18 protein-coding genes and 3 pseudogenes are annotated in these 23,892 nt (G+C 74.1%); 14 read left to right on the top strand and 7 right to left on the bottom strand.

Going from position 1 to position 23,892, the window contains the following annotated elements:
- Positions 1-45 precede the first annotated feature (45 nt).
- Both MRQ36_RS17135 and MRQ36_RS17130 read right to left on the bottom strand, forming a co-directional pair.
- Positions 46-983 (bottom strand): annotated as a pseudogene (locus MRQ36_RS17135) (hypothetical protein).
- Between the two features lie 6 nt (positions 984-989).
- The gene (locus MRQ36_RS17130; protein WP_242796741.1) at positions 990-1,619 is read right to left on the bottom strand and encodes an MBL fold metallo-hydrolase; all 630 of its coding nucleotides are present in this window, start codon (positions 1,617-1,619) and stop codon (positions 990-992) included.
- 120 nt (positions 1,620-1,739) lie between these two features.
- On the opposite strand from MRQ36_RS17130, the gene MRQ36_RS17125 reads away from it, so the two are divergent.
- Complete coding sequence (locus tag MRQ36_RS17125) at positions 1,740-2,720, top strand: DUF4349 domain-containing protein (RefSeq protein ID WP_242796740.1); 981 nt, start codon at positions 1,740-1,742, stop codon at positions 2,718-2,720.
- Here the strand turns inward: MRQ36_RS17125 and MRQ36_RS17120 are convergent.
- A complete protein-coding gene (locus MRQ36_RS17120) occupies positions 2,677-3,936 on the bottom strand; it encodes an amidohydrolase (RefSeq protein ID WP_242796739.1) in 1,260 nt (419 codons plus the stop codon). The two genes, MRQ36_RS17125 and MRQ36_RS17120, sit on opposite strands and share 44 nt — an antisense overlap.
- 464 nt (positions 3,937-4,400) lie before the next feature.
- Positions 4,401-5,984, bottom strand: coding sequence for a methylmalonyl-CoA mutase (locus MRQ36_RS17115; RefSeq protein WP_242796738.1), 1,584 nt, complete (start codon positions 5,982-5,984; stop codon positions 4,401-4,403).
- Between the two features lie 202 nt (positions 5,985-6,186).
- Between MRQ36_RS17115 and MRQ36_RS17110 the strand changes: the two are divergent.
- Positions 6,187-8,263: pseudogene (locus MRQ36_RS17110) on the top strand (serine/threonine-protein kinase).
- A gap of 49 nt (positions 8,264-8,312) precedes the next feature.
- Complete coding sequence (locus tag MRQ36_RS17105) at positions 8,313-9,980, top strand: phospho-sugar mutase (protein WP_242796737.1); 1,668 nt, start codon at positions 8,313-8,315, stop codon at positions 9,978-9,980.
- Positions 9,981-10,088: 108 nt separating this feature from the next.
- Here the strand turns inward: MRQ36_RS17105 and MRQ36_RS17100 are convergent, their stop codons facing one another.
- The gene (locus MRQ36_RS17100; protein WP_242796735.1) at positions 10,089-10,766 is read right to left on the bottom strand and encodes a GPP34 family phosphoprotein; all 678 of its coding nucleotides are present in this window, start codon (positions 10,764-10,766) and stop codon (positions 10,089-10,091) included.
- 229 nt (positions 10,767-10,995) lie between these two features.
- Complete coding sequence (gene upp, locus MRQ36_RS17095; protein ID WP_242796733.1) at positions 10,996-11,628, bottom strand: uracil phosphoribosyltransferase; 633 nt, start codon at positions 11,626-11,628, stop codon at positions 10,996-10,998.
- A gap of 138 nt (positions 11,629-11,766) precedes the next feature.
- Between upp and deoC the strand changes: the two genes are divergently transcribed.
- From deoC to MRQ36_RS17040, 11 genes and pseudogenes are all read left to right on the top strand, one after another.
- Complete coding sequence (gene deoC, locus MRQ36_RS17090; protein ID WP_242796731.1) at positions 11,767-12,726, top strand: deoxyribose-phosphate aldolase; 960 nt, start codon at positions 11,767-11,769, stop codon at positions 12,724-12,726.
- 5 nt (positions 12,727-12,731) lie between these two features.
- The gene (locus tag MRQ36_RS17085) at positions 12,732-14,162 is read left to right on the top strand and encodes an aldehyde dehydrogenase family protein (protein ID WP_242796729.1); all 1,431 of its coding nucleotides are present in this window, start codon (positions 12,732-12,734) and stop codon (positions 14,160-14,162) included.
- The gene (locus tag MRQ36_RS17080) at positions 14,155-14,979 is read left to right on the top strand and encodes an aldehyde dehydrogenase family protein (RefSeq protein ID WP_242796728.1); all 825 of its coding nucleotides are present in this window, start codon (positions 14,155-14,157) and stop codon (positions 14,977-14,979) included. Before MRQ36_RS17085 ends, MRQ36_RS17080 begins: the two co-directional genes overlap by 8 nt.
- A gap of 254 nt (positions 14,980-15,233) precedes the next feature.
- Positions 15,234-15,588 (top strand): annotated as a pseudogene (locus MRQ36_RS17075) (BlaI/MecI/CopY family transcriptional regulator); the annotation flags it as partial.
- 178 nt (positions 15,589-15,766) lie between these two features.
- Complete coding sequence (locus MRQ36_RS17070; RefSeq protein WP_242796727.1) at positions 15,767-16,672, top strand: M56 family metallopeptidase; 906 nt, start codon at positions 15,767-15,769, stop codon at positions 16,670-16,672.
- 103 nt (positions 16,673-16,775) lie between these two features.
- A complete protein-coding gene (locus tag MRQ36_RS17065) occupies positions 16,776-18,023 on the top strand; it encodes a cytochrome ubiquinol oxidase subunit I (RefSeq protein ID WP_242796726.1) in 1,248 nt (415 codons plus the stop codon).
- A gap of 10 nt (positions 18,024-18,033) precedes the next feature.
- Positions 18,034-18,891, top strand: coding sequence for a cytochrome d ubiquinol oxidase subunit II (locus MRQ36_RS17060; protein WP_242796725.1), 858 nt, complete (start codon positions 18,034-18,036; stop codon positions 18,889-18,891).
- Positions 18,804-19,040 carry a cytochrome d ubiquinol oxidase subunit II gene (locus tag MRQ36_RS17055; protein WP_374250310.1) on the top strand — a complete coding sequence of 79 codons (237 nt, stop codon included), beginning with the start codon at positions 18,804-18,806 and terminating at the stop codon, positions 19,038-19,040. The genes MRQ36_RS17060 and MRQ36_RS17055 overlap by 88 nt, the downstream gene beginning before the upstream one ends.
- The gene (gene cydD, locus MRQ36_RS17050; protein ID WP_242796724.1) at positions 19,037-20,719 is read left to right on the top strand and encodes a thiol reductant ABC exporter subunit CydD; all 1,683 of its coding nucleotides are present in this window, start codon (positions 19,037-19,039) and stop codon (positions 20,717-20,719) included. Before MRQ36_RS17055 ends, cydD begins: the two co-directional genes overlap by 4 nt.
- A complete protein-coding gene (cydC, locus tag MRQ36_RS17045; protein ID WP_374250308.1) occupies positions 20,716-22,563 on the top strand; it encodes a thiol reductant ABC exporter subunit CydC in 1,848 nt (615 codons plus the stop codon). The genes cydD and cydC overlap by 4 nt, the downstream gene beginning before the upstream one ends.
- A gap of 55 nt (positions 22,564-22,618) precedes the next feature.
- The gene (locus MRQ36_RS17040) at positions 22,619-23,284 is read left to right on the top strand and encodes a permease prefix domain 1-containing protein (RefSeq protein WP_242796722.1); all 666 of its coding nucleotides are present in this window, start codon (positions 22,619-22,621) and stop codon (positions 23,282-23,284) included.
- Positions 23,285-23,486: 202 nt separating this feature from the next.
- Here MRQ36_RS17040 and MRQ36_RS17035 read toward each other — a convergent pair whose 3' ends face one another.
- Positions 23,487-23,828 (bottom strand): PadR family transcriptional regulator, encoded by a 342-nt coding sequence (locus MRQ36_RS17035; RefSeq protein ID WP_242796720.1) that lies wholly within the window; start codon positions 23,826-23,828, stop codon positions 23,487-23,489.
- Positions 23,829-23,892: the final 64 nt, after the last annotated feature.

Raw genomic sequence — 23,892 nt, 5'->3', positions numbered from 1 at the left:
CAGGGGTGCGGACGACGTCCGTCCAACGTGGTCAGCCATCGTCGATCAGTCTGCCCGCTCACCGCCCTCGGCGGCAGCCCCCTCTTCGGACTCCAGCGCCTCGACCGCGCCCTCGACCTCACCGGTGCGTCGGCGCGCCAGGCTGACCGACCGCTCGGCGGCGCGGCGGGCCAACCGGGTCCGGCTCAGTTCCTGCTCGGCGACGGCCCGGCGGCGTTCCAGCTCGGCGAGTTCCGTCTCGATCCGGTCCAGGGCCGCCGCGCCCTCCTGCTCGGACCGGACCGCCCCGGTCAACTCGGCCTCGGCCCGCTCCTGGTCGGTCCGGGCCTTCGCCAGTTCCCGCTCCAACGCCCGGCGCCGCTTCGCCCGTTCGGCACGGGCGGTACGTTCGGCCGCCCGCTCGTCCCGGGCCCGCCGGGTCTCCGCCCGCCCGGCCGCCCGGTCCGGTACGGGCGGTTCCTCCGTGCCCCCGGTGACCAGCCGCAGCTGGGGTCGGGGCACCTCACCGAAGCCGGCGTAGTGCGTGGGCCGGAGCAGCCGGCCCGCGCGGACCTGTTCGGCCACCTCCGCGTCGGAGAGCGCCGCGTTGAGGGTGGCCTCCACCTCGGCCAGCGGCAGCCGCGCGGCGGGCGGGGCGGCGGGCTCAGCGGCGGCCAGCTTGCGTACCTCGGCCACCAGCGCGCCCACCACGGCCCGGCGCTGCGCGGAGGCTCGCGCAGCTTGGCGCCGCGCAGTTCCCGCTGCGCGGCCCGGAGCGACCCGGAGAGCTGCACCAGGTCGGCCACCAGGTCCGGTCGGCGGATGGCCAGCAGGTTGACCAGCCAGGCCGCCACGGTGGGCCGTCGCAGCCGGGCGAGCTGGCGGGCGGTGGCCTGGTCGCCGGCCCGGCGGGCCTCGGCGACCGCGGCGTCCCGGGCGGCGACGAACCGGTCCGGCGGGGTGGCGTAGAGCTGCTGGACCTGCTCCGGGGACGGGCCGGTCATCGCCGGTCAGGCGTCGACGCGGGTGCCGGGTTCCAGGCGCCGGTACTCGGTCCTGGACAGGGCGGTATACTGCCGGTCGAGCACGCCGAAGCCGTTGGCGTTGAGCAGCCCGTCGTGCAGGGCGAAGGCCCGACGCGGGGCCACCGCCCGAATGAAGTCGACCACCTCGGAGAACTTCGACCAGGGCGCGTGGATCGGCGCGAAGAGGGTGTCCACCTGGACGTCCTCGGGCACGACCAGCGAGTCCCCCGGGTGGTAGACCACGTCGTTGAGCAGGTAGCCGACGTTGTCGATCACCGGGATGTCGGGGTGGATGACGGCGTGCCGACCGCCGTAGGTGCGGACCGCCACGCCGGCGGCGGTGAACGACTCCCCCGGCCCGACGACCGTCAGGGCCTCCCGGGCGTCGCCGAGCAACGCGGTCAGCGAGGCGGGCCCGTGGACCGGGACCGGTCGCCGGTCCAGCGCCCGGGTCAGCGCCTCGACGTCCACGTGGTCCGGGTGCTCGTGCGTGATGAGCACCGCGTCCGCCCCGTCCAGCGCCGCCGGGTCGCTGAACACTCCCGGGTCCACGACGAGCACTCCCCCGTCGTGTTCCACCCGCAGACAGGAGTGGGCGTACTTGGTGACCTGCATCGTGACTCCTCGATTATCGAATCGTGATGTCCTCAGCGCAGTCTGCCGGAACCGACGCGGTGTCGCGTCACGTCCGACGTATCGGCCCCGGCTCGGGGCGCGTGGAGGATAGGAGCGGGGATGGGCGTACGACGTGGACGCCGCAGGGCCGTGGCCCTGGCGGTGGTGGGACTGTCGACGGTGCTGGTCGCCGGCGGATGCGGCGGCAGCAGCGGGACGCGTGACAGGTCCGCGCCGGCCGCGGAGGCACCCGCCGGGGACGCCGCCGCCCGGGGCGGTCGCGCCGCAGGCGGGGCACCGGAGCAGGGCGGCGCGAAGGCGCCGGACCTGCGGGTCGACCAGCGGTCGATCATCTACACCGGCACGATGCGGGTACAGGTGGACGACGTGGAGGCCGCCGCCCGGGCGGCGATCGTCGCGGTCACCGCGGCCGGCGGCTTCGTCGGCGGGGACCAGCGACGCAGCGACGAGAACCACGCCCGGGCCGAACTGGAACTGCGGGTGCCGGCGGCGAAGTTCACCCCGGTCGTCGACGACCTGGCGAAGCTCGGCCGGCAGCAGCAGCGGGAGGTGCACACCGAGGACGTCACCGAGGAGACCGTCGACCTGGACGCGCGGATCACCAGTCAGCGGGCCCGGGTGGAGAGCGCCCGGAAGCTGCTCGGCCGCGCCAACTCGACCAGCGAACTCGTCTCGCTGGAGAACGAACTGGGCCGACGGGAGGCCGACCTGGCGTCGCTGGAGGCGAAGAAGCGCCGGCTGGCCGACCTGACCGCGCTCTCCACCATCACGGTGACCTTCGTCGGGAAGGACGCCCCGGCGGAGGAGGACGAGAAGAGCGAGACCGGCTTCCTGGCGGGGCTGCGCGGTGGCTGGTCGGCGTTCCTCGCGTCGCTGACCGTGGCGCTCACCGTACTCGGCGCGCTGCTGCCCTGGCTGGTGCTGCTGGGCCTGCCGGTGGCGGCGCTGGTCGTCGTGCTGCGCCGCCGCGGCACGCGGCGTCGGCCCACCCCGCCGGTCGGGCCGCAGCCGACCGGACCGGCGGGTGGTCCGCTGCCTAGCGCGCCGCCGCCAGTGCCCGCAACGCGGTCTGCACCATGAGGCGTACGCCCGCGGGAATGGCGCGCTCGTCCACGTCGAACGAGGCCCGGTGCAGGTCGACGTTGGGCCCGGCCCGGCCGACGCCGAGGCGGGCGAGCGCGCCGGGCACGTGCTCCAGGTACCAGGAGAAGTCCTCGCCGCCCATGCTCTGTGGAGTCTCCGCGATGCCCTCCGGGCCGAGCGCGGCGGCGGTGGCGGCGGTCAGCACCCCGATGGCCCGGGCGTCGTTGCTGACCGGCGGCCGACCGCGCAGATATTCCAGGTCGACCGTCGCGCCGGTGGGCGCGATGACGTCCCGGACCACCTGAGCGACGATCTTGGGGGCCTGCTCCCAGGTGTCGCGGTCCATCACCCGCAGGGTGCCGGCGGCGCAGGCCTCCGACGGGATGACGTTGTAACGGGTGCCGGCCGAGGCGTGGCCGAACACCAGCAGCAGCCCGCTGTTGGCCGGCACCCGGCGGCTGACCAGCGTGGGCACCTCGGTGACCAGCCGGCCCAGCGCGTCGACCAGGTCCACGGTCAGGTGCGGGCGGGCGGTGTGTCCACCCGGGCCGGTGAGCCGGACGGTGACGTTGTCGGCCGCCGCGGTGATCGGGCCGACCCGCAGGCCGACCTTGCCCACCGGCAGGTTCGGGTCGCAGTGCACGGCGAAGATCTGCACCACGTCGTCCAGGCCGCCGGCCTCGATGACCTCCAGTGAGCCGCAGGGCAGGATCTCCTCGGCCGGCTGGAAGATGAGCCGGACCCGGCCGTCGAGCTGGCCCAGGTCGGCGAGCTGGGCCAGCAGCATGCCGACGCCGAGCATCACCGTGGTGTGCACGTCGTGGCCGCAGGCGTGGCAGACACCCTCCACGGTGGAGCGGTACGGCACGTCCTTCGGGTCGGTCAACGGGAGCGCGTCGATGTCGGCCCGGAGGGCGATGACCGGCCCGTCGGGGCGTCCGTCGATGTCGCAGATGACGCCGTTGCCCTTGGGCAGCATTCGCGGGTTGAGCCCGGCCAGGGAGAGTTCCCGGGCGATCAGCGCGGCCGTCTCGAACTCCTCACCCGACAGTTCCGGGTGGGAGTGGATGTGACGGCGGGTGGCGATCAGCCCCGGCACCCGGAGGGCGAGCAGATGGTCGAGCTCGAACGGCAGCGGCTGGGACCCGGAAGGCGCGTCCGGCCAGGACGACGCCGATTGGCCGCTCACGGGCAGCGTCAACGCACTCGTCACGTTGTTTTCTCGATCACTAGAGATGGATGGATCATCGGGCAGGACAGCAGACAGCCTAGACCTCCGACGGTGACGCTGCGCAACATCTTTCGCGTAGCGGTCGGACCGCACAGCGTCACGAATCCCCTCGTGAATGCCCTGGTGGGAAGGGTCGATTATCTGCGGGACAGCAGGTAGATCGCGGTCGAACGCTGTCATCTGCCCCACACCTCCTACAACGCGTAACCGGTTCTACGGCCCACCAGATAAACCCTCGACTTCGGGCCGTCGTTCCGAATTGTCGCATTAGTCGCTGCAATTAACTGCCGGTCCGACAATTGCCCGACAACGGAGGGCGGTCGGGTGACTCCCGACGGTTACACGACAGCGCGGCACGCGACCGCACACGCTGTCCGTCCCGTTCACCCGAACGGGTTACCCGCATTCGGGGAATCGCACACGCACCGCGCCGCGGCGCGGGTCGGTCAGAACCGGTCGGTCGGGCGGTAGATCCCCCACACCTCGCGGAGCGTCCCGCAGACCTCACCGACCGTGGCCCGGGCGCGCAGCGCCTCCTTCATCGGGAAGAGCACGTTCGCCGAACCCGAGGCCGCGTCCCGCAGCTCGGCGAGACCCCGCTCGACCGCGCCGTTGTCCCGCTCCGCACGCAGCTTGGCCAGCCGCTCGGCCTGGGCCGCCTCGATCGTCGGGTCCACCCGCAGCGGCTCGTACGGCTCCTCCTCCTCGACCGCGAACCGGTTGAGGCCCACCACCACCCGCTCGGCCGCGTCGATCTCCTGCGCGATCCGGTACGCGGACTGCTCGATCTCCCGCTTCTGGAAGCCGGCCTCGATGGCGTCCACCGCCGACCCGTGGTCGAACACCCGGTGCATCAGGTCGTCGGCCGCCGCCTCGATCTCGGCCGTCATCGCCTCCACCACGTACGACCCGGCGAACGGGTCGACGGTGGCGGTCAGGTCCGTCTCGTACGCCAGCACCTGCTGGGTCCGCAGCGCCAGCCGGGCCGCCTTCTCGGTGGGCAGCGCGATGGCCTCGTCGAAGCTGTTGGTGTGCAGCGACTGAGTGCCGCCGAGCACCGCGCCGAGCCCCTGGATCGCCACCCGGACCAGGTTGACCTCGGGCTGCTGGGCGGTGAGCTGCACGCCCGCGGTCTGGGTGTGGAACCGCAGCATCATCGACTTCGGGTCCTTGGCGCCGAACTCGTCGCGCATCAGCCGGGCCCAGATCCGCCGGGCGGCGCGGAACTTGGCGACCTCCTCCAGCAGGGTGGTCCGGGCGACGAAGAAGAACGACAGCCGGGGCGCGAAGTCGTCCACGGCCAGCCCGGCGGCGAGCGCGGCGCGGACGTACTCCACGCCGTTGGCCAGGGTGAACGCGATCTCCTGCGCGGGCGTCGCGCCGGCCTCCGCCATGTGGTAGCCGGAGATGGAGATGGTGTTCCACTTCGGCACCTCCTTGCGGCAGTACGCGAAGGTGTCCGCGACCAGCCGCAGCGAGGGCTTCGGCGGGAAGATGTACGTCCCCCGGGCGATGTACTCCTTGAGGATGTCGTTCTGGATGGTGCCGTTGAGCGCGCCCCCGGCGACCCCGTTCTCCTCGGCGACGAGTTGGTAGAGCAGGAGCAGCACCGAGCCGGGCGCGTTGATGGTCATCGAGGTGGAGACCTTGTCCAGCGGGATGCCGTCGAAGAGCAGCCGCATGTCCTCGATGGAGTCGATGGCGACGCCGACCTTGCCCACCTCGCCGTGCGCGATCGGGTCGTCGGAGTCGTACCCCATCTGGGTGGGCAGGTCGAAGGCGACGGAGAGACCCATGGTGCCGGCCCGCAACAACTGGTGGTAACGGGCGTTGGACTCGGTGGCGGTGCCGAACCCGGCATACTGCCGCATGGTCCACGGACGGGAGGTGTACATGGTGGGGTAGACCCCACGGGCGTACGGGAACTCGCCGGGGGCGCCCAGCCGGTGGTCCAGCTCCGCCGGGAGGTCGTCCGCCGTGTAGACGGCCTTGATCGGGAAACCGGACTCGCTTGACCGCCGTTCGCTCATCAACGGATGGTAGGACGGGAGCGGGCTTCGATGGGTGAGGGATACCGCACACCCGTCGCCCAGGTCGACGAGAGGTGAACGGCTGGCCACGTACCGTTCGGTAGGCAATCGACGGCCGCGTCGGGTTTCGCATCGGCCGTCGGAACCAGCAAGATAGGGGGGTTGTGTCCCAGCCCCCTCGATATCCCCCGGTGGCTTTTCTGTGACTCAGATCCCGACGTGGAGCGGCGGACCAGTCAACACTCCCTCCAACGGCCGCGCGGCGCCCGGCACCACCATCGGTGGTCGCTACTCGCTGCGGTCGCCGGTGGGCAACGGTGGCATGGGCACGGTCTGGCGTGCCACAGACACGCTGCTGCGCCGCGACGTCGCGGTCAAGGAGGTCGTCCTCCCGCCGGGGCTGGCCCCCAGCGACCGTGACGCGATGTACGAGCGCACCCTCCGCGAGGCCCGCGCCGCCGCCGCGATCCAGCACCCGGCCGTGGTCCAGGTGTACGACGTGGTCACCGAGGGTGGCCGGCCGTGGATCGTGATGGAGCTGCTGGACGCCCGCAGCCTCGCCGACATGGTGATCGAGGACGGCCCGGTGGCGCCGCGCGCGGTCGCGAAGATCGGCATCGCGCTGCTCGGCGCGCTGGAGGTGGCGCACGCGATCGGCGTACTGCACCGGGACGTCAAGCCGGCCAACGTGCTGATCTGCACCGACGGCCGCTGCGTGCTGACCGACTTCGGCGTCGCCCGGATGCCGACGGACGTGCAGCTCACCACCCCCGGCATGGTGCTCGGCTCGCCGCACTTCATCTCGCCCGAGCGGGCGATGGGCCAGGAGTTCGGCCCGCCCAGCGACCTCTTCTCGCTCGGCGTGACGCTCTACACGGCGGTGGAGGGGCGGCCCCCGTTCGACAAGGGCGACCCGATCGAGACCATGCACGCGGTGGTCGAGGACCCGCCGGCCACGCCGCAGCGCAGCGGCGCGCTGACCGGGGTACTGATGGGGCTGCTGGAGAAGGACCCAGCCCGCCGGCTCGACGTGCACGGCGCCCGCCGGATGCTGCGCGAGCTGCTGGCCGGCCCGCTGACCAGCACCGCCACCGCGGTCAACTCGGTCACCGACCCGTACGCCGTGGTGCCGGTGCAGCGGCCCGCCGCGCCCCCGCCGCCCGCCGCGAAGCCGGAACCCAAGCCGACCGGGCAGATCGGCGGCCGGGCGATGATCGGCCCCGGCGAGTCGCTCACCGACCGGCTGGCCGCGTTGCGCCGGGGGAACGCCCCGCCGCCGCTCCGCCGCAGGAGCCGCCGCACTCGACGAGACCAGCGCCGACGCCCTGGCCGGCCCGCTGCACACCCCGACCGGCGCGATGTCCTCCGGCGGGGTCTACGGCGACGTACCCGAGGCGACCCAACGGATCGGCGGTCCGGCCGACGCGACCCAGCGGATCGGCGGCGGGCACCCCGACGCCACCCAGCGCATCGGCGGGCACCCGGACGCCACCCAGCGGGTGCCGGGCGGCGCGCCGGAGGCGACGCAGCGGATCGGCGGCGGCTACGCCGGCAACCAGTGGTCGGTGCCGGGCACCGGCCAGCCGTGGACCTCGCCGAGCACCGCACCCGCCCAGCCCGGCGGGGCGGTCGGCAAGGCGAAGGGTGTCGCCGGCCAACTGGTCGGCACCGTCAAGGGCTGGCCCCGCAAGGTCCAGCTCGCGGCGGCCGGCGGCGTGGCGGTGCTGCTGCTGATCGGCGCGGTCGTCATGTTCAGCGGCGACGACGAGCCGACCCGGCCGATCGTCACGTCGCTGCCGACCGCGACGGCACCGGCCGACCCCGGCGTCGAGATGCAGGAACACTCGGCCAAGGGCATCACCGTGCAGGTGCCGAAGGGCTGGGAGCGGCAGACCGGCGGCCTGTACGTCGACTTCGTCGACCCGGACGACAGCGGCCGGAAGGTCCGCATCATCGCCGAGAAGTGGGGCGGCACCTCGATCAGCTGGGCCGAGTTCGCCTCGCGGAACCTCAAGTCGAAGAGCGACACCAGCAAGACCTGTCCGCAGCCGTACCGGCAGCTGTCGGTGAAAGAGCAGCCACTGGCGGGTGGGCAGGCGGCCGAGCTGGAATACACCTGCGGCGAGGGCGACACCATGCGGCACGGGGTGTGGCGGGGCGTGGTGAAGGACGGCAAGGTCTACTCGTTCTACCTCTCCTCGACCGACGCCCGGTTCGCCGCGAGCCGGCCGATCTTCGACGCGATGGCCGCCTCCTTCCGGCTCTCCGGGGACAACTGAGTCGAGGCCGACGGTCAGTGGTGATCCGCCGCCGTGCTATCAAGAGGCAATGGCGGCGGAAACCACTGACCTTGACGACGTTCGCGAGCAGGCCCGACGGTGGCTCGACGACGACCCCGACCCGGCCACCCGGGACGAGCTGCGTGACGTGCTCGACCGGCTGCCGGGCAGCGCGCCGGACCTGGCCGACCGCTTCGCCGGGCCGCTGACCTTCGGCACCGCCGGGCTGCGCGGCCCGCTGCGGGCCGGCCCCAACGGGATGAACCTCGCGGTGGTCACCCGGGCCGCCGCCGGGCTGGTCGGTTGGCTCGCCGCCCAGGGCGGCACCGGTCCGCTGGTCATCGGGTACGACGCCCGGCACGGCTCCCGGGCCTTCGCCGAGCGGACCGCCCAGGTCGCCACCGGCGCGGGTCGGCCGGCGCTGCTGCTGCCCCGACCACTGCCCACCCCGGTGCTCGCCTACGCGGTGCGGCACCTCGGCGGGGTGGCCGGCGTGATGGTCACCGCCAGCCACAACCCGCCCCAGGACAACGGCTACAAGGTCTACTTGGGTGCCCGGCTCGGCGGTGAGCTGGGGGCCGGCGCGCAGATCGTGCCGCCCGCCGACGCCGGCATCGAGGCGGCGATCCGGTCGGTCGGCGCGCTCGCCGAGGTGCCGCTCGGTCCGGCGGGCGAGGTGCTCGGCGACGACCTGGTCGCGTCGTACGTGGCGCGGGCCGCCGCCGTGATCGACCCGGACGGGCCCCGCGACCTGAACGTGGCCTACACGCCGCTGCACGGGGTGGGGGCGGCGGTGCTGACCGCCGCGTTCGCCCGGGCCGGTTTCCCGGTGCCGGGGGTGGTACCGGACCAGGCCGAGCCGGACCCGGCCTTCCCGACCGTGAGCTTCCCCAACCCGGAGGAGCCCGGCGCGGTGGACCACCTGGTGGCGCTCGCCGACTCGACCGGGGCGGACCTGGCGATCGCCAATGACCCGGACGCCGACCGGTGCGCGGTGGCCGTCCGGACCGGTGACACGGGCTGGCGGATGCTGCGCGGCGACGAGGTGGGCGCGCTGCTCGCCGACCACCTGATGCGCCGCGGCGTGCGGGGCCTCTACGCCACCACCATCGTGTCGTCGTCCCTGCTGCGGGCCATGTGCGCTGCCCGGGGCCTGCCGTACGACGAGACGCTGACCGGGTTCAAGTGGATCGTGCGGGCCGGGGGCGGGGCGCAGCCGCTGGTCTTCGGCTACGAGGAGGCGCTGGGCTACTGCGTGGCCCCGGAGCACGTCCGCGACAAGGACGGCATCACCGCCGCGCTGACCGTCGCCGAGCTGGCCGCCGGGCTGAAGGCACAGGGCCGTACGCTCACCGACCGGCTGGACGAGCTGGCCGCCGAGTTCGGCGTGCACCACACCGACCAGCTCTCCGTACGGGTCGACGACCTGCGGCTGATCGCGGAGATGATGACCCGGCTGCGCGCCGCCGTCCCGGTCAGCCTGCTCGGACAGCCGGTCACCGAGTCGACCGACCTGCTCCCCGAGTCGGACGTGGTGATCCTGCGCACCGCCGCCGCCCGCGTGGTGATCCGCCCGTCCGGCACCGAACCGAAGCTCAAGGCGTACCTCGAGGTCGTGGAACCGGTCACGGACGGCGACGTCCCGGCGGCCCGCACCCGCGCGCACGCCGCGATCACGGCGCTGCGCGCCGAGATCGCCCAGGCCCTCGGCCTCTGACCCACTTCCCCCGGTGATCATGGAGTTGGCGGCGTCGGAGATCGCTCTCCGCGCCAACTCCATGATCGACTCTGCTGAGGGCCCGGGTGGGGCCGGTGGGGGGTGGGGTCAGGGACGTTTGCCGAGGGCCTGGTCGACGGCCTGGCCGAGGGCGGCGACGACCAGGCCGATGGAGGGGCGGACGACTGAGTCGTCGAGGCTGACGTTGCCGGAGAAGCCGGCGCCGCTGGCGATCTCCTCCAGCCGGCGGCGGGCGTCGTCCGCCGCCGTGCCGGTCAGGCCGAGCGCCGGTTCCATCCGCAGCACGGCGACCAGGGTGGCCAGCGCGGCGGTCCGCTCGTCGGGGAGCTGACCGCTGGTCAGCGCGGCGGCGAGCCGGTCCCGGGTGTCCTTCTCCACCGTGGCGTCCACCACCGGATAGCGGTGCACGGTGATGAAGCCCAGCTCGGTCTCCTCGACGTCCCGCACCACGCCCCGGGCGACCAGGTCGCCGAGGATCCGGTCGCGCAGGCCGTGCCGGAGCCGCTGCACCCAGGACGACGGGCTGTGCGGGGTGTCGGCGGCAACGCGCGCCAGCACCTCGTCGATGATCGGCTCACCGACCGGAGCCGGATCGGTCACCGCCAGGTTTCCCTCGGCGTACGCGATCCGCCCGGCCAGCGCCAACTCGATCAGCACCGCCGCGGCCATGCCGAGGTCGAGGCTGATCCGCGGCATGGTCGCCTTGCCGGATTCGTCGTCATACGCGAGGAGCAGCAGCTCTTCGGCGAGCGCAACACCAGTCATGGCCCGAGAGGCTATCCCCTCCCCGCACCCCTCGCGCACCAACGCGCCCCACCACGCCGATCCACCACGCCGCCCCACCGCGCCGCCGCCCCACCACGCCGCCGGTTCACCGCGCCGATTCACGGAAAGAGGGCCCATCCGTGGCGGGATGGGCCCTCTTTCCGTGAAACTGGCGCTTCCGCAGCGGCGCGCGGGGAGCGCGGGGAGCGGGAGGACGGCGGGGTGGGGGTCAGAAGCGGGGCATGCCGCCGAACTGGCGGTCGCCGGCGTCGCCGAGGCCGGGGACGATGAACTTGTGCTCGTTGAGGCCCTCGTCGATGGAGGCGGTGACCAGGCGCAGCGGCAGGCCGGACCGCTCCAGGCGCTCGATGCCGACCGGGGCGGCCAGCACGCAGAGGACGGTGATGTCGGTGCAGCCGCGGTCGGCGAGCAGCCGGCAGCAGTGCTCCAGGGAGCCGCCGGTGGCCAGCATCGGGTCGAGGACCAGCACCGGCAGGCCGGACAGGTCCCGGGGCAGCGACTCCATGTAGGCGCGCGGCTCGTACGTCTGCTCGTCGCGGGCCAGGCCGACGAAGCCCATCGACGACTCCGGCAGCAGCCCGAGCGCGGCGTCGGCCATGCCGAGACCGGCCCGCAGGACCGGCACCAGCAGCGGCGGGTTGGCCAGTCGGGTGCCCTCGGTGCCGGTGACCGGGGTCTGCACCGGGTACTTCTCGACGGGGAAGGTGCGCGCGGCCTCGTACACCAGCATGGTGGTGAGTTCGTGCAGCGCGGCCCGGAACGTCGACGAGTCGGTCCGGGCGTCCCGCATGGCGGTCAGCCGCGACTGGGCGAGCGGGTGGTCAATGACGTGTACGTCCACGATCGCTCAACCTACCGGTCCCCGGCCCGGGGCACGGCGGGTGCGGGGTGACCAGCGACGCCGCTCACGTGTGTGGCGTCCGCGACCGAGCGAACGTGACCAAGATCACGCGACGCACGGATGCGTAGTATTCGGGGCATGACGGCGACAGCGACGTCGGCCCGGTCGGACCTCTCCGAGCTGGGACGATCCGAGACCGCTCTGCGGACCTTCCTGCACGGCCTGCCCGGCGTGGACCAGGTCGGCGCGGAGCAGCGGGCGGCACAGCTCGGCACCCGCTCCATCAAGACCACCGCCAAGGCCCAGGCCATCGACCTGGCGATCCGGATGGTCGACCTGACCACCCTGGAAGGCGCGGACACCCCCGGCAAGGTGCGGGCGCTCGCCACCAAGGCGCTGCGCCCCGACCCGGCGGACCCGTCCTGCCCGCACGTCGGCGCGGTCTGCGTCTACCCGGCGATGGTCCCGTACGTGGCCGAGGTGCTGCGCGGCTCGGCCGTCCACCTGGCCAGCGTGGCGACCTCCTTCCCGTCCGGCCAGGCCCCGCTGGAGATCAAGCTGGCCGACGTCCGGGCGGCCGTCGAGGCCGGCGCCGACGAGATCGACATGGTGATCAACCGGGGCGCGTTCCTGGCCGGCCGCTACTCCGAGGTCTACGACGAGATCGTCGCGACCAAGGAAGCCTGCGGGGACGCCCACCTCAAGGTGATCCTGGAGACCGGCGAGCTGGCCACCTACGACAACGTGCGGCGGGCCTCCTGGCTGGCCATGCTGGCCGGCGGCGACTTCATCAAGACCTCCACCGGCAAGGTGCCGGTCGCGGCCACCCTGCCGGTGACCCTGGTGATGCTGGAGGCGGTCCGCGACTTCCGCGCCGCCACCGGCCGGCAGGTCGGCGTGAAGCCGGCCGGCGGGATCAAGAACACCAAGGACGCGATCAAGTACCTGGTGATGGTCAACGAGACCGTCGGCGCGGACTGGCTGGACCCGGACTGGTTCCGCTTCGGCGCGTCCAGCCTGCTGAACGACTTGCTCATGCAGCGCACCAAGCTGACGACCGGCGTCTACTCCGGTCCCGACTACTTCACCCTGGACTGAGCGTGATGTTCGAGTACGCACCCGCCCCCGAGTCCCGCTCGGTGGTGGACCTGAAAGCCTCCTACGGGCTCTTCGTCGACGGTGAGTTCGTCGACCCGACCGGCGGTGGCAGCTTCAAGTCGATCAACCCGGCCTCCGAGGAGGTCCTCGCCGAGGTCGCCGAGGCCGACGCCGAGGACGTGGACCGCGCGGTCCGGGCCGCCCGGACGGCGTACGAGCAGGTCTGGGGTCCGATGCCGGGCCGCGACCGGGCCAAGTACCTGTACCGGATCGCCCGGATCATCCAGGAGCGCTCCCGCGAGCTGGCCGTGCTGGAGTCGCTGGACAACGGCAAGCCGATCAAGGAGTCCCGCGACGTCGACCTGCCCCTGGTCGCCGCGCACTTCTTCTACTACGCGGGCTGGGCCGACAAGCTGGAGCACGCCGGGTTCGGGCCGGACCCGAAGCCGCTCGGCGTCGCCGCGCAGGTCATCCCGTGGAACTTCCCGCTGCTCATGCTGGCCTGGAAGATCGCCCCGGCGCTCGCCGCCGGCAACACGGTGGTGCTCAAGCCGGCCGAGACGACCCCGCTGACCGCGCTGCTCTTCGCCGAGATCTGCCAGCAGGCCGACCTGCCGGCCGGCGTGGTCAACATCGTCACCGGCGCCGGCGACACCGGCCGCGCGCTGGTCGAGCACGCGGGCGTCGACAAGGTGGCCTTCACCGGCTCCACCGAGGTCGGCCGGGCCATCGCCCGGTCGGTCGCCGGCACCCGCAAGAAGCTCACCCTGGAGCTCGGCGGCAAGGCCGCCAACATCGTCTTCGACGACGCCCCGGTCGACCAGGCCGTCGAGGGGATCGTCAACGGCATCTTCTTCAACCAGGGGCACGTCTGCTGCGCCGGCTCCCGGCTGCTGATCCAGGAGAACGTCGCCGAGCAGGTGCTGGAGTCGCTGAAGCGGCGGATGGCCCAGCTGCGGGTCGGTGACCCGCTGGACAAGAACACCGACATCGGCGCGATCAACTCGGCCGCCCAGCTGGAGCGGATCCGCGAGCTGTCGGACGCCGGCTCCGCCGAGGGCGCCGAGCGCTGGTCGCCCGCCTGCGAGCTGCCCGAGCGGGGCTTCTGGTTCGCGCCGACCATCTTCACCGGGGTCACCCAGGCGCACCGGATCGCCCGTGAGGAGATCTTCGGGCCGGTGCTGTCGGTGCTCACGTTCCGCACGCCCGCCGAGGCCGTCGAGAAGGCCAACAACACGCCGTACGGGCTGTCGGCCGGGATCTGGACCGACAAGGGTTCCCGGATCCTCTGGCTGGCCGACCGGCTGCGCGCCGGGGTGGTCTGGGCCAACACGTTCAACAAGTTCGACCCCACCTCGCCGTTCGGCGGCTACAAGGAGTCGGGCTACGGTCGCGAGGGCGGCCGGCACGGGCTGGAGGGCTACCTCAATGTCTGAGCGGGTCGCGGTACGCAAGACGTACAAGCTCTTCATCGGGGGCAAGTTCCCCCGCAGTGAGTCGGGACGGTCGTATCTCGTGCAGGACTCCAACGTCTCCCTGGCCTCCCGCAAGGACGCGCGGGACGCCGTCGTCGCCGCCCGCGCCGCCGTGAAGGGGTGGGCCGGGGCGACCGCGTACAACCGGGGTCAGATCCTCTACCGGGTCGCCGAGATGCTGGAGGGCCGGCGCGACCAGTTCGTCGCCCTCGGCCTGCCGGCCGACGAGGTCGACGCCGCGATCGACCGCTGGGTCTGGTACGCCGGCTGGGCCGACAAGCTCGCCCAGGTGTACGGCGGCGCGAACCCGGTCGCCGGGCCGTACTTCAACCTCTCGGCGCCCGAGCCGACCGGCGTGGTGGCCGTGGTGGCCCCGGAGCAGCCGGCACTGCTCGGCCTGGTCAGCGTGATCGCCCCGGCGATCGTCACCGGCAACACGGTGGTGGTGGCCGCCTCCCCGGCGGCGCCGCTGGCGGCGGTGACCCTGGCCGAGGTGCTGGCCACCTCCGACCTGCCCGGCGGTGTGGTCAACATCCTCACCGGGAGGATCACCGAGACGGTGCCGACGCTGGCCGCGCACATGGACGTCAACGCGATCGACCTGACCGGGGTGACCGACGCCGAGCTGGCCGTCGACCTGGAGGTCAAGGCCGCGGAGAACCTGAAGCGGGTGCTCCGGCCCGCACCGGCCGACCACGACTGGTTCGCCGGTCCGGGGGTCAGCCGGATGACTGTGCTGTTGGAGACGAAGACGGTCTGGCATCCCAAGGGGGTGTGAGCTGTGGAGGGTCCGGTCAGCCGGGTTGCCTCTCGTTGAGTCCCTGCTGAGGGCCGCCTCCCGTTGTCCTTCGGGGCGGGAGTGCGCTCAAGATCCGCACTGGTTCAGGGAAAGAGTGGCTTCCGCGTGGGCGGAGGCCACTCTTTCCGTGTTCGAGGCCCTTCGAAGGCCGAGGCGGGGCGGGATGGGGCGGGTCGGGTGGGGCGGGTCGGGTGGGGCGGTGGGGGTCTACTACGGGAGGTAGGATTGGGGGTGTGACGCGGTTGGGGGATCTTGAGCGGGCGGTGATGGACGTGTTGTGGGACGTGGTCCCGGGCACGTCGGACGGGGTCACCGTGCGGGAGGTCGCCGACGCGCTGGACGGGCGCGAGCTGGCGTACACGACGGTGATGACGGTGCTCGACCGGCTCGCCGGCAAGGGCATGGTGCAGCGCGAACGCGAGGGGCGGGCCTGGCGTTACCGGCCGGCCGCCAGCCGCGAGGCGCACATCGCCCAGCTCATGCTCGACGCCCTCGACCTGGGCGGCAGCCGGGACGCCGCGCTGGTGCGCTTCGCCCGCTCGGTCACCGGCACCGAGGCCGAGGTGCTGCGCGCCGCCCTGGGTGCCGACGGCCGGGCTGACCGGGCCCGCCGACCGACCGGCGGGACGGGCCGGGTCCACCGAGCGACAGGCCGGGCCGACCGGGCCCGCCGACCGACCGGCCGGGCTGACCGACCGCGTCGGGGATCCCCGGGCCGGGCGGGCCCGCGCCGCCGACGAGGCGACGGACCGGTAGGGCGACGACCGTGGCGTACGCCCTGCACTTCGCCGCGTCGATGCTGGCCTGCTATCTCACCGCGCAGGCCCTGTCCCACTCCACCTGGCCGTGGGCCGCACCCCGGGTCGCCATCGTCTGCTGGCAGGCGGTCGGGCTGGCGCTCGGCCTCTCCGCGATGGGCGTGCCGATGGCGCTCGGCCTGGCCGCCTACGACCGGCCGACCGGCGGCGCACTGCTGGCACTCGCCACCGACCTGCTGCACGGCACCCTCCCGGCCGGGCTGGGCGCCGTGCACCTCGGGCTGGTCGGGGTCGGCTTCGGCATCGGCGCGGTGCTGGTCACCACGACCGTCCGCAGCGTCCACGCGAGCGTACGGGCCCAGCGCCGGCACCGGGACCTACTCACCCTGGTCGCCCGCCGCGACCCCACGGTGCCCGGCGCGCTGGTGCTGGACCACCCGAGTGCGGCGGCGTACTGCCTGCCGGGGATGAAGCCTCGGGTGGTGGTCAGCGCCGGCACGCTGAGCCTGCTGGACCGCGCCGAGCTGGCGGCGGTGCTCACCCACGAGCGGGCGCACGCGCAGGAGCGGCACGACCTGGTGCTGCTGCCGTTCACCGCGCTCTGCCGGGCGCTGCCGTGGTTCGGCTGGGTCCGGGAGGCGTACGAGCGGGTGGCGCTGCTGGTCGAGATGCGCGCCGACGACAAGGCCCGCGAGCTGCACGCCGAGGCGCCGCTGGCCGGTGCGCTGCGCCGGTTCGCCGCCTGCGGGGACCGGATCACCCCGGCCGGGACGCTCGGCCTGGGCGACCGCGACCTGGACGTACGGGTGCGGCGACTGCTGGTGGCGGGCCGGCCGCCCCGGTTGATCGGCGCGACCGCGCTGACGGTGGCGGCCACCCTGGTCGCGATGCCGATCTCGATGTTCCTGAGCTGACCTCACGGTCCGCACCCCACCCGGCGACCGGCGGTCCCCATAGGTAGCGATCTTACGTGTAGGGTGCCTATCTAAAGCGAGCCAACCCGTGGGGAGATCGACCATGGACACCCTGCTCCTCGCCCGCCTCCAGTTCGCCACCACCACCTCGATCCACTTCCTCTTCGTGGTGGTCACCCTGGGTCTGGTCACCCTGCTGGTGGGGCTGCAGACCGCAGCCCTCGTCACCGGCAAGCCGGTCTACGAGCGCCTGACCCGCTTCTGGGGCCAGCTCTACGTGATCAACTACGTGCTCGGCATCGCCACCGGCATCGTGATGGAGTTCCAGTTCGGGCTGAACTGGAGCGGGCTGTCCCGCTACGTCGGCAACGTCTTCGGTGCCCCGCTGGCCATGGAGACGCTGGTCGCGTTCTTCCTCGAGTCGACGTTCCTCGGCATGTGGATCTTCGGCTGGCACCGGCTGCGTCGGGGCGTACACCTCGCGCTGCTCTGGGGCGTGGCGCTGACCGCGTACGCCTCGGCGTTCTGGATCATGGTGGCCAACTCCTGGCTGCAGCACCCGGTCGGCTACGAACTGCGCGACGGCGTCGCCCACCTCACCGACTTCGGCGCGCTGCTCACCAACCCCACCCTCGGCTTCGCCCTCGGCCACGTGGTCTCCGCCGGGCTGGTCGCCGGCGGCATGCTGATGGCGGCGGTGAGCGCCTGGCACCTGCTCCGGCGTACCCCAGACTTCGACCTGCACCGGACGGCGCTGCGGCTCGGGGTGCTCACCGCCGCGGTCTCGGTGGTCTTCCTGATCGGCTTCGGCTTCGCCCAGTTCGGCCCGATCAACCGGGTGCAGCCGACGAAGTACGGCGGCGGCCCCGGCCGGGACGCGCTGGTCGCCGGGTGGACCGCGCGGTTCGGCCCCGGCGACTACACCCCGCCGGTGCTCTCCAGCGTCGGGCTCGGCTTCATGATCCTGATCGGGTTCGCGCTCTTCGCCGGCCTGCTGCTGGTGCCGCTGCTCGCCCGGGACGCGATCATCCGGCTGCGCTTCCCGCTCTGGCTGATCCTGCTCGCCCTGCCGCTGCCCTTCGTCGCGGTGCTGCTCGGCTGGATCGCCCGGGAGGTGGGTCGCCAGCCCTGGGTGGCGTACGGGCTGCTGCCCACCGGTCAGGCGGTCTCCCCGGTCGGTCCCGGCGTGATGCTCGCCTCGCTGATCGGCTTCACCCTGCTGCTCGGTGCCCTCGCCGGCACCAACTGGGTGCTGCTCGCCCGGCACGCCGCCCGGGGCGCCGCCGACCCGGCCCTCGGCCGGCCCCCCGCACCCGACACCGACCCCCACCCGGACCCCGTCTTCGCCTGAGGAGGGCATCGTGGAACTCGCCTGGTACGCCCTGCTCGGCCTCTTCCTCGCCGGCTACCTGGTCCTCGGCGGCTACGACTACGGCGTCGGGCTGCTGCTGACCCGGGCCGGTACGCCGGCCGCCCGCCGCACCGCGCTCACCGCCGTCGGGCCGTTCTTCCTCGGCAACGAGGTCTGGCTGGTGGCGGCCCTCGGCATCCTCTTCGGGGCCTTCCCCACCCTGGAGGGCGAACTGCTCTCCGGGCTCTATCCGGCGGTGCTCGGCGCGCTGGTCGGCGTCGTCCTGGTCACCGCCGGCGTGCAGCTGCGCAGCCGCCCGGCCGGCGGGGCGGCCCGGGCCGGCTGGGACCGGGTGGTGACGGCCGGCAGTGCACTCGCCGCGCTGGGCTGGGGCGCGCTGCTCGGCGGGCTGCTCCAGGGCGTACCGCTGCGGGCCGACGGGCACGTCGCCGGGCTGGGTCACCTGTTCACCCCGTTCGCCGCCGCCACCGGGCTCGCGATGGTGACGCTGGTCGCCGCGCAGGGTGCGACGTTCCTCACCCTCCGGCTCCCGGCCGCCGACGCCGCCCGGGTCGCCCGGCTGGCCCGACGGCTGATCCCGGTGGCGGTCGCCGCGGTCGGCACGGCCGCCCTCCTCGGCGCGCTCTCCGACCGGGTACGCGCCGCCGTGGCGCAGCCGGCTGCCGCCGTACTCCTGCTGTCTGTGCTGGTGGCGGCGTTGCTGGCGGCGCGGCGGCGCTCGGGAGGCGGCGGCCGGGCGTCGCCTTCGCGGCCACCGGCGTGGCGCTGGCGCTGCCGGTGGTGCTGGTCGGGGCGGCCCTCTGGCCCTGGGTGCTGGTCTCCATGGTCGAGCCGGACGCCGGGCTGACCGTCGCCGAGGCCGCCGCCAGCGGGCCCACGCTGCGGCTGCTGGGCTGGCTCGCGCTGCCGCTCCTGCCGGCCCTACTAGGCTTTCAGGCGATGTGCTGGTGGGTGTTCCGGGGACGGACCGACGGTAGGGCACCGGTGTACTGGTGAGCCGCCGCCCGTTCGACCCGCGTCTGCTGCGCCGGGTCCCCGCGGCCCGGCGCGACCTCGCCGTGCTCGCGGTCCTCGGCGGGCTCACCGCGCTGCTGGTGGTCGCGCAGGCCACCACCCTGGCGACGGTGCTGGCGAACGCGGTCGACGGGCGGCTGCACCGGTCGGCGCTGGCCGGCGTCGCGGCGGTGGCCGCCCGCGCGCTGGTCGGCTGGGCCCAGGGCACCGTCGCGGCCCGGGCCGCGGCCACCGTGAAGGCGGCGCTGCGCGCGGACCTGCTCGGCGCGGTCGGCCGGCACGGTCCCGGCTGGGTCGCCGGCCAGCGGGCCGGCCAGCTCGCCACCCTCGCCGGGCGCGGCCTGGACGCCCTGGACGCCTACTTCACCGGCTATCTCCCCCAGCTCGTGCTGAGCGTGACCGTGCCGATCGCCGTGCTCGCCCGGATCGTCCTCGCGGACTGGAGCTCGGCGCTGATCATCGCGGTGACCATCCCGCTCATCCCGGTCTTCGGGGCGCTGCTCGGCTGGCAGGCGCAGGCCGCCACCGAACGCCAGTGGCGGCGGCTCGCCCTGCTCGGCGGGCACTTCCTCGACATGGTCGCCGGGCTGCCCACGCTGCGGGCGTTCGGCCGGCACCGGGCCCAGACCGAGGTGGTCCGCCGGATGGCCGACGGGCACCGCCAGGCCACCATGAAGACGCTGCGGATCGCCTTCCTCTCCGCCCTGGTGCTGGAACTCGTCGCCACCCTCTCGGTGGCGCTGGTCGCCGTGCCGGTCGGCATCCGGCTGCTCGGCGGCGGGATCACCCTCTCCACGGCGCTGCTGGTGCTGCTGCTCACCCCGGAGGCGTACCTGCCGCTGCGGGCCGCCGGCAGCCGGTTCCACGCCAGCATGGAGGGGCTGACCGCGCTCGACGAGGCGCTCACCGTCTCCGCCGTCCCGGCCGCCGCCGAGGGCCGGGCCGCCGGCGGGTCCCGGCCCGCGCCCGACGGTCGCGGCGAGATCCGCTTCGAGTCGGTGACCGTCCAGTACGAGCGGACCACCGCGCTGCGGGACGTCACGTTGACCATCCGCCCCGGCGAGCGGATCGCCGTCATCGGGCCCAGCGGCGCCGGCAAGAGCACACTGCTCGGCCTGCTGCTCGGCTTCGTCACCCCGACCGCCGGCCGGATGACCGTGGACGGCGTCGACCTCGCCGACGTCGACCTCGACGAGTGGCGCCGGCAGGTCGCCTGGGTGCCGCAGCGGGCACACCTCTTCGCCGCCACGCTGGCCGACAACATCCGCCTCGGCGCACCGGACACCCCCGACGACGTCCTGGCCGGCGCGGTCACCGACGCCGCACTGGACGAGGTGGTCGCCGCCCTGCCCGACGGGCTCGGCACCGTGCTCGGCGAACGCGGGCACGGCCTGTCCAGCGGTCAGCGGCAACGGGTGGCGCTGGCCCGGGCGTTCCTCCGGGACGCCCCGCTGGTGCTGCTCGACGAGCCGACCGCCCGGCTGGACAGTGCCAGCGAGGCCGTCGTACTGGCCGCCACCCGGCGACTGGTCGCGGGGCGGACGGCGCTGCTGGTCGCGCACCGGCCGGCGCTGCTGGAGGACGCCGACCGGATCCTGCGGGTCGCCGACGGCCGGGTCACCGAGCTGACCCCGGTACCCGCCGGCGAGGCGAGCCGATGAGCGGCCGGACGGAACGGGCGGTGCTGCGGCTGGCCCGGCCCTATCTGGGGCGGCTGGTCGGGGCGGGGCTGCTCGCCGCCGCCACCGAGTTCGCCGGGCTCGCCCTGATGGCCACCGCCACCTGGCTGCTGATGAGCGCCGCCGGCCGTCCCCCGCTGGACCGGCTGACCGTGGCGATCGTCGCGGTGCGGGCGCTGGCCATCAGCCGGGGCGTGTTCCGCTACACCGAACGGCTCGCCGGCCACGACGCCGTGCTGCGCATGATCACCGACGTCCGGGCCCGGGTCTTCGCCACCCTGGCCGGCCGCCGGGACACCGGGCAGCGGTCCGGGGACGCGCTGAGCCGGCTCGTCTCCGACGTAGAGGCCGTCCAGGACCTGCTGCTGCGGGTGCTCGTGCCCGGGGCGGCCGCCGCGCTGGTCAGCCTGCTCGCCGTCGGCGTCGCCGCGCTGATCTCGCCGCCCGCGGCCGGCGTCCTGGCGGCCGGACTGCTGGTCGCAGGGGTGGCGCTGCCCGCGCTGGCCACCGGTCTCACCCGCCGCGCCGCCGACGAGGTGGCCCCGCTGCGCGGGGCGCTCGCCGTGGACGCCGTCGACCTCACCCACGGGGCCGCCGACCTGGCCGCCTTCGGCGCCACCGGCACGGCGCTGGCGACCGCCGAGGGTCGGGCCCGCCGGCTGGCCCGGCTGGAGCGCCGGCTCGCCGCCACCGGCTTCGCGGTCGACGCGACCGGGGTGCTCGTCTCCGGGCTCACCGCCGCCGCCGTGGTGCTCGTCGCGCTCCGCGCCGGGGTCGGCGGGGTGCTGGTCGGGGTGCTGGCCGTCGGCACCCTCGCCGCCGTCGAGAGCGCCCTCGCGCTGGTCGGCGCCGCCCGCCAGCACACCCAGCTCCGCGCCGGGCTGGCCCGCGTCGCCGACCTGCTCACCGAGCCCGCCCCGGTCCCCGGCTCCACCGCACCGGTCCCCGCCGCCGGCGCCGACGTCCCGGGGCTGGTCGCCTCCGAAGGGGCGGCAGTCCCCAACGAGCGACTCCCCGGCGGGGCGGTCCCCGGCGGGGCGGTCGGCGGCGGGGCGGTCGGCGGCGGGCACCATGTGCGGTTCGACGAGGTGCTCGTCCGGTACCGGGCCGGGGCCGCGCCGGCCCTGGACCGGGTGAGCCTCGACCTGCCCGCCGGACGGCGGATCGCCGTGGTCGGGCCCAGCGGGGCCGGCAAGAGCACCCTGGCCGGCGTACTGACCGGCGCGGTCCGGCCCGACGCCGGTCGGGTCACCCTGGACGGGGTCGAGCTGGCCGGCTGGCCCGCCGAGGAGCTGCCCCGGGCGATCGGCGGCCTGCTCGCCGAGGCGTACGTCTTCCACGCCACGGTGCGGGAGAACCTGCTGCTCGGCCGCCCGCAGGCGGACGAGGAGGCGCTGGCCGACGCCGCCCGGGCAGCCGGACTGCTGGACTGGGTACGCGCCCAGCCCGCCGGCTGGGACACCGTGGTCGGCGAGCAGGGCGGACAGCTCTCCGGCGGCCAACGGCAGCGGCTCGCGCTGGCCCGGGCGCTGCTCGCCGCACCGGGCGTGCTGGTGCTGGACGAACCCACCGAGGGGCTCGATCCGGCCGCCGCCGACACGGTGCTCGCCTCGGCGCTGGCCGCCACCCCGGCCGGGCACTCGGTGCTGCTGATCAGCCACCGGCTCACCGGCCTGGCCGGGCTGGACGAGATCGTGGTGCTGGACGCCGGCCGGGTGGTGCAGCGGGGCCGGCACGACGAGCTGGTGGCGCAGCCCGGCTGGTACCGGGACCAGTGGCGGCTCCAGGCCGCGGCGGAACGCGGCTACCTGGCCCTGAACCCCTGATTCTCCGGGGAATTCCCGGACGCGCCCGCCCGGGGCCGGGTGGCAGGGTGGGCGCATGGGGGGCTGCGAGGACGTACGCGTCCAGGACCGGCTGCGTGAGCTGTCCGGGCGGCTGTCCGGACCGGCACGACTCAAGGCCGACCTGCTGACCGAGGCGCGGCACGCGCTGCTGGACGCCGCCGAGGCGTACCGGAAGGGTGGCCTGTCGCCGGCGGAGGCCGAGCGGCGGGCGGTGGCCGAGTTCGGCACGGCGGCGCAGCTCGCGCCGGCCTACCAGGCCGAGTTGGCGGCCGGCGCGTCGCGTGGGCTGGCGTGGCGCGCACTGGTGGTGGCGCTGGTGCTGACCGTCGGCGGCGACCTCACCTGGCGCGGGTCGAGCTGGAGCGACGGCCCCCGACCACCCGGTGGCTACCTGCTGCTCTCCGCCGCGCTGAACTGGATCTGGCTGGTGGTCGCCGCGCTCGCCCTCGCCGGCCTGGCGCTCGCCGGGTGGTCGGCGCGGCGCGGCGACGTCCCCACCGTCGTCCGCGCCTGGGGACTGGGCCTGACCGGTGTGCTCGTGCTCGGGGCGGGGGCCGGGGTCGGCGTCTTCGCCTGGTCGGTCGCGCTCTGGGACGAGGCCCTGACCTGGCCGCCGATGATCATCGGGGCGGCGCTGGTGGGCACGGCTGACGTCGCGCTCGGCCGGGCCGCCCGGCTCTGGCTCGCCGCCACCCCCTGACTCTCCCGGAGCCCGCAGGCCGGAGGGCTGGGCTGGAGGGCTGGGCTGGAGGGCTGGGCTGGGGGCTGGGCTTGAGGGCTGGGCTGGGCTGGATGATCGTCTGCACTTGGCGGTGCGGTCCTCCGGCGTGTCGTTGCCGGGACGTGCAGACGATCTTCGCGAGGAGAGTTCGAGCGGGGGAGCCGGGCGGGCCGGGCCGGGGTCAGGCGGGGGCGGTGGGGGGTGGGGTGGTGCCGAGGAAGCGGCCGATGGTGGCGCTGAACTCGCGCCAGCCGGCCCGCTCGCCCGCCAACGCCCGCCCACCCGCCTCGGTCAGCTGGTACGTCCGGCGCTCCCGCCCGTTGACCGTGCTCCAGGAGCTCGCCACCAGGCCGGCGCGCTCCAGTCGACGCAGCGCCGGATAGATGGTGCCGGTGGGCAGGTCGAGGGCGCCGCCGCTGCGCGCCCGCAGCGCCTCGATGATCGCGTAGCCGTGCAGCTCGCCCTGTTCCAGGACCGCCAGCAGCAGCGCGTCCAGGTGTCCGTGCAGCTCCTGCGCCTTCATGCGTAGTAACGCTACTTGTCGGCCGGGCGGCACGCCACCGGGGTGCGGTCCCGGACGTGCCGGG

Origin of the sequence: Micromonospora sp. R77 (assembly GCF_022747945.1) — a bacterium.
In the GTDB taxonomy this organism is placed as follows: Bacteria; Actinomycetota; Actinomycetes; order Mycobacteriales; family Micromonosporaceae; genus Micromonospora.
This window is presented reverse-complemented; position numbering and strand designations above follow the sequence as displayed.

Bases quoted from the DNA above. Each gene is read 5' to 3' on its own strand.
- MRQ36_RS17040 (WP_242796722.1), top strand. From the start codon at position 22,619: ATGGGGGGCTGCGAGGACGTACGCGTCCAGGACCGGCTGCGTGAGCTG.
- MRQ36_RS17115 (WP_242796738.1), bottom strand. From the start codon at position 5,984: ATGAGCGAACGGCGGTCAAGCGAGTCCGGTTTCCCGATCAAGGCCGTC.
- MRQ36_RS17065 (WP_242796726.1), top strand. From the start codon at position 16,776: ATGGACACCCTGCTCCTCGCCCGCCTCCAGTTCGCCACCACCACCTCG.
- MRQ36_RS17130 (WP_242796741.1), bottom strand. From the start codon at position 1,619: ATGCAGGTCACCAAGTACGCCCACTCCTGTCTGCGGGTGGAACACGAC.
- MRQ36_RS17125 (WP_242796740.1), top strand. From the start codon at position 1,740: ATGGGCGTACGACGTGGACGCCGCAGGGCCGTGGCCCTGGCGGTGGTG.
- MRQ36_RS17100 (WP_242796735.1), bottom strand. From the start codon at position 10,766: ATGACTGGTGTTGCGCTCGCCGAAGAGCTGCTGCTCCTCGCGTATGAC.
- MRQ36_RS17105 (WP_242796737.1), top strand. From the start codon at position 8,313: ATGGCGGCGGAAACCACTGACCTTGACGACGTTCGCGAGCAGGCCCGA.
- MRQ36_RS17035 (WP_242796720.1), bottom strand. From the start codon at position 23,828: ATGAAGGCGCAGGAGCTGCACGGACACCTGGACGCGCTGCTGCTGGCG.
- MRQ36_RS17080 (WP_242796728.1), top strand. From the start codon at position 14,155: ATGTCTGAGCGGGTCGCGGTACGCAAGACGTACAAGCTCTTCATCGGG.
- MRQ36_RS17085 (WP_242796729.1), top strand. From the start codon at position 12,732: ATGTTCGAGTACGCACCCGCCCCCGAGTCCCGCTCGGTGGTGGACCTG.
- cydC (WP_374250308.1), top strand. From the start codon at position 20,716: ATGAGCGGCCGGACGGAACGGGCGGTGCTGCGGCTGGCCCGGCCCTAT.
- deoC (WP_242796731.1), top strand. From the start codon at position 11,767: ATGACGGCGACAGCGACGTCGGCCCGGTCGGACCTCTCCGAGCTGGGA.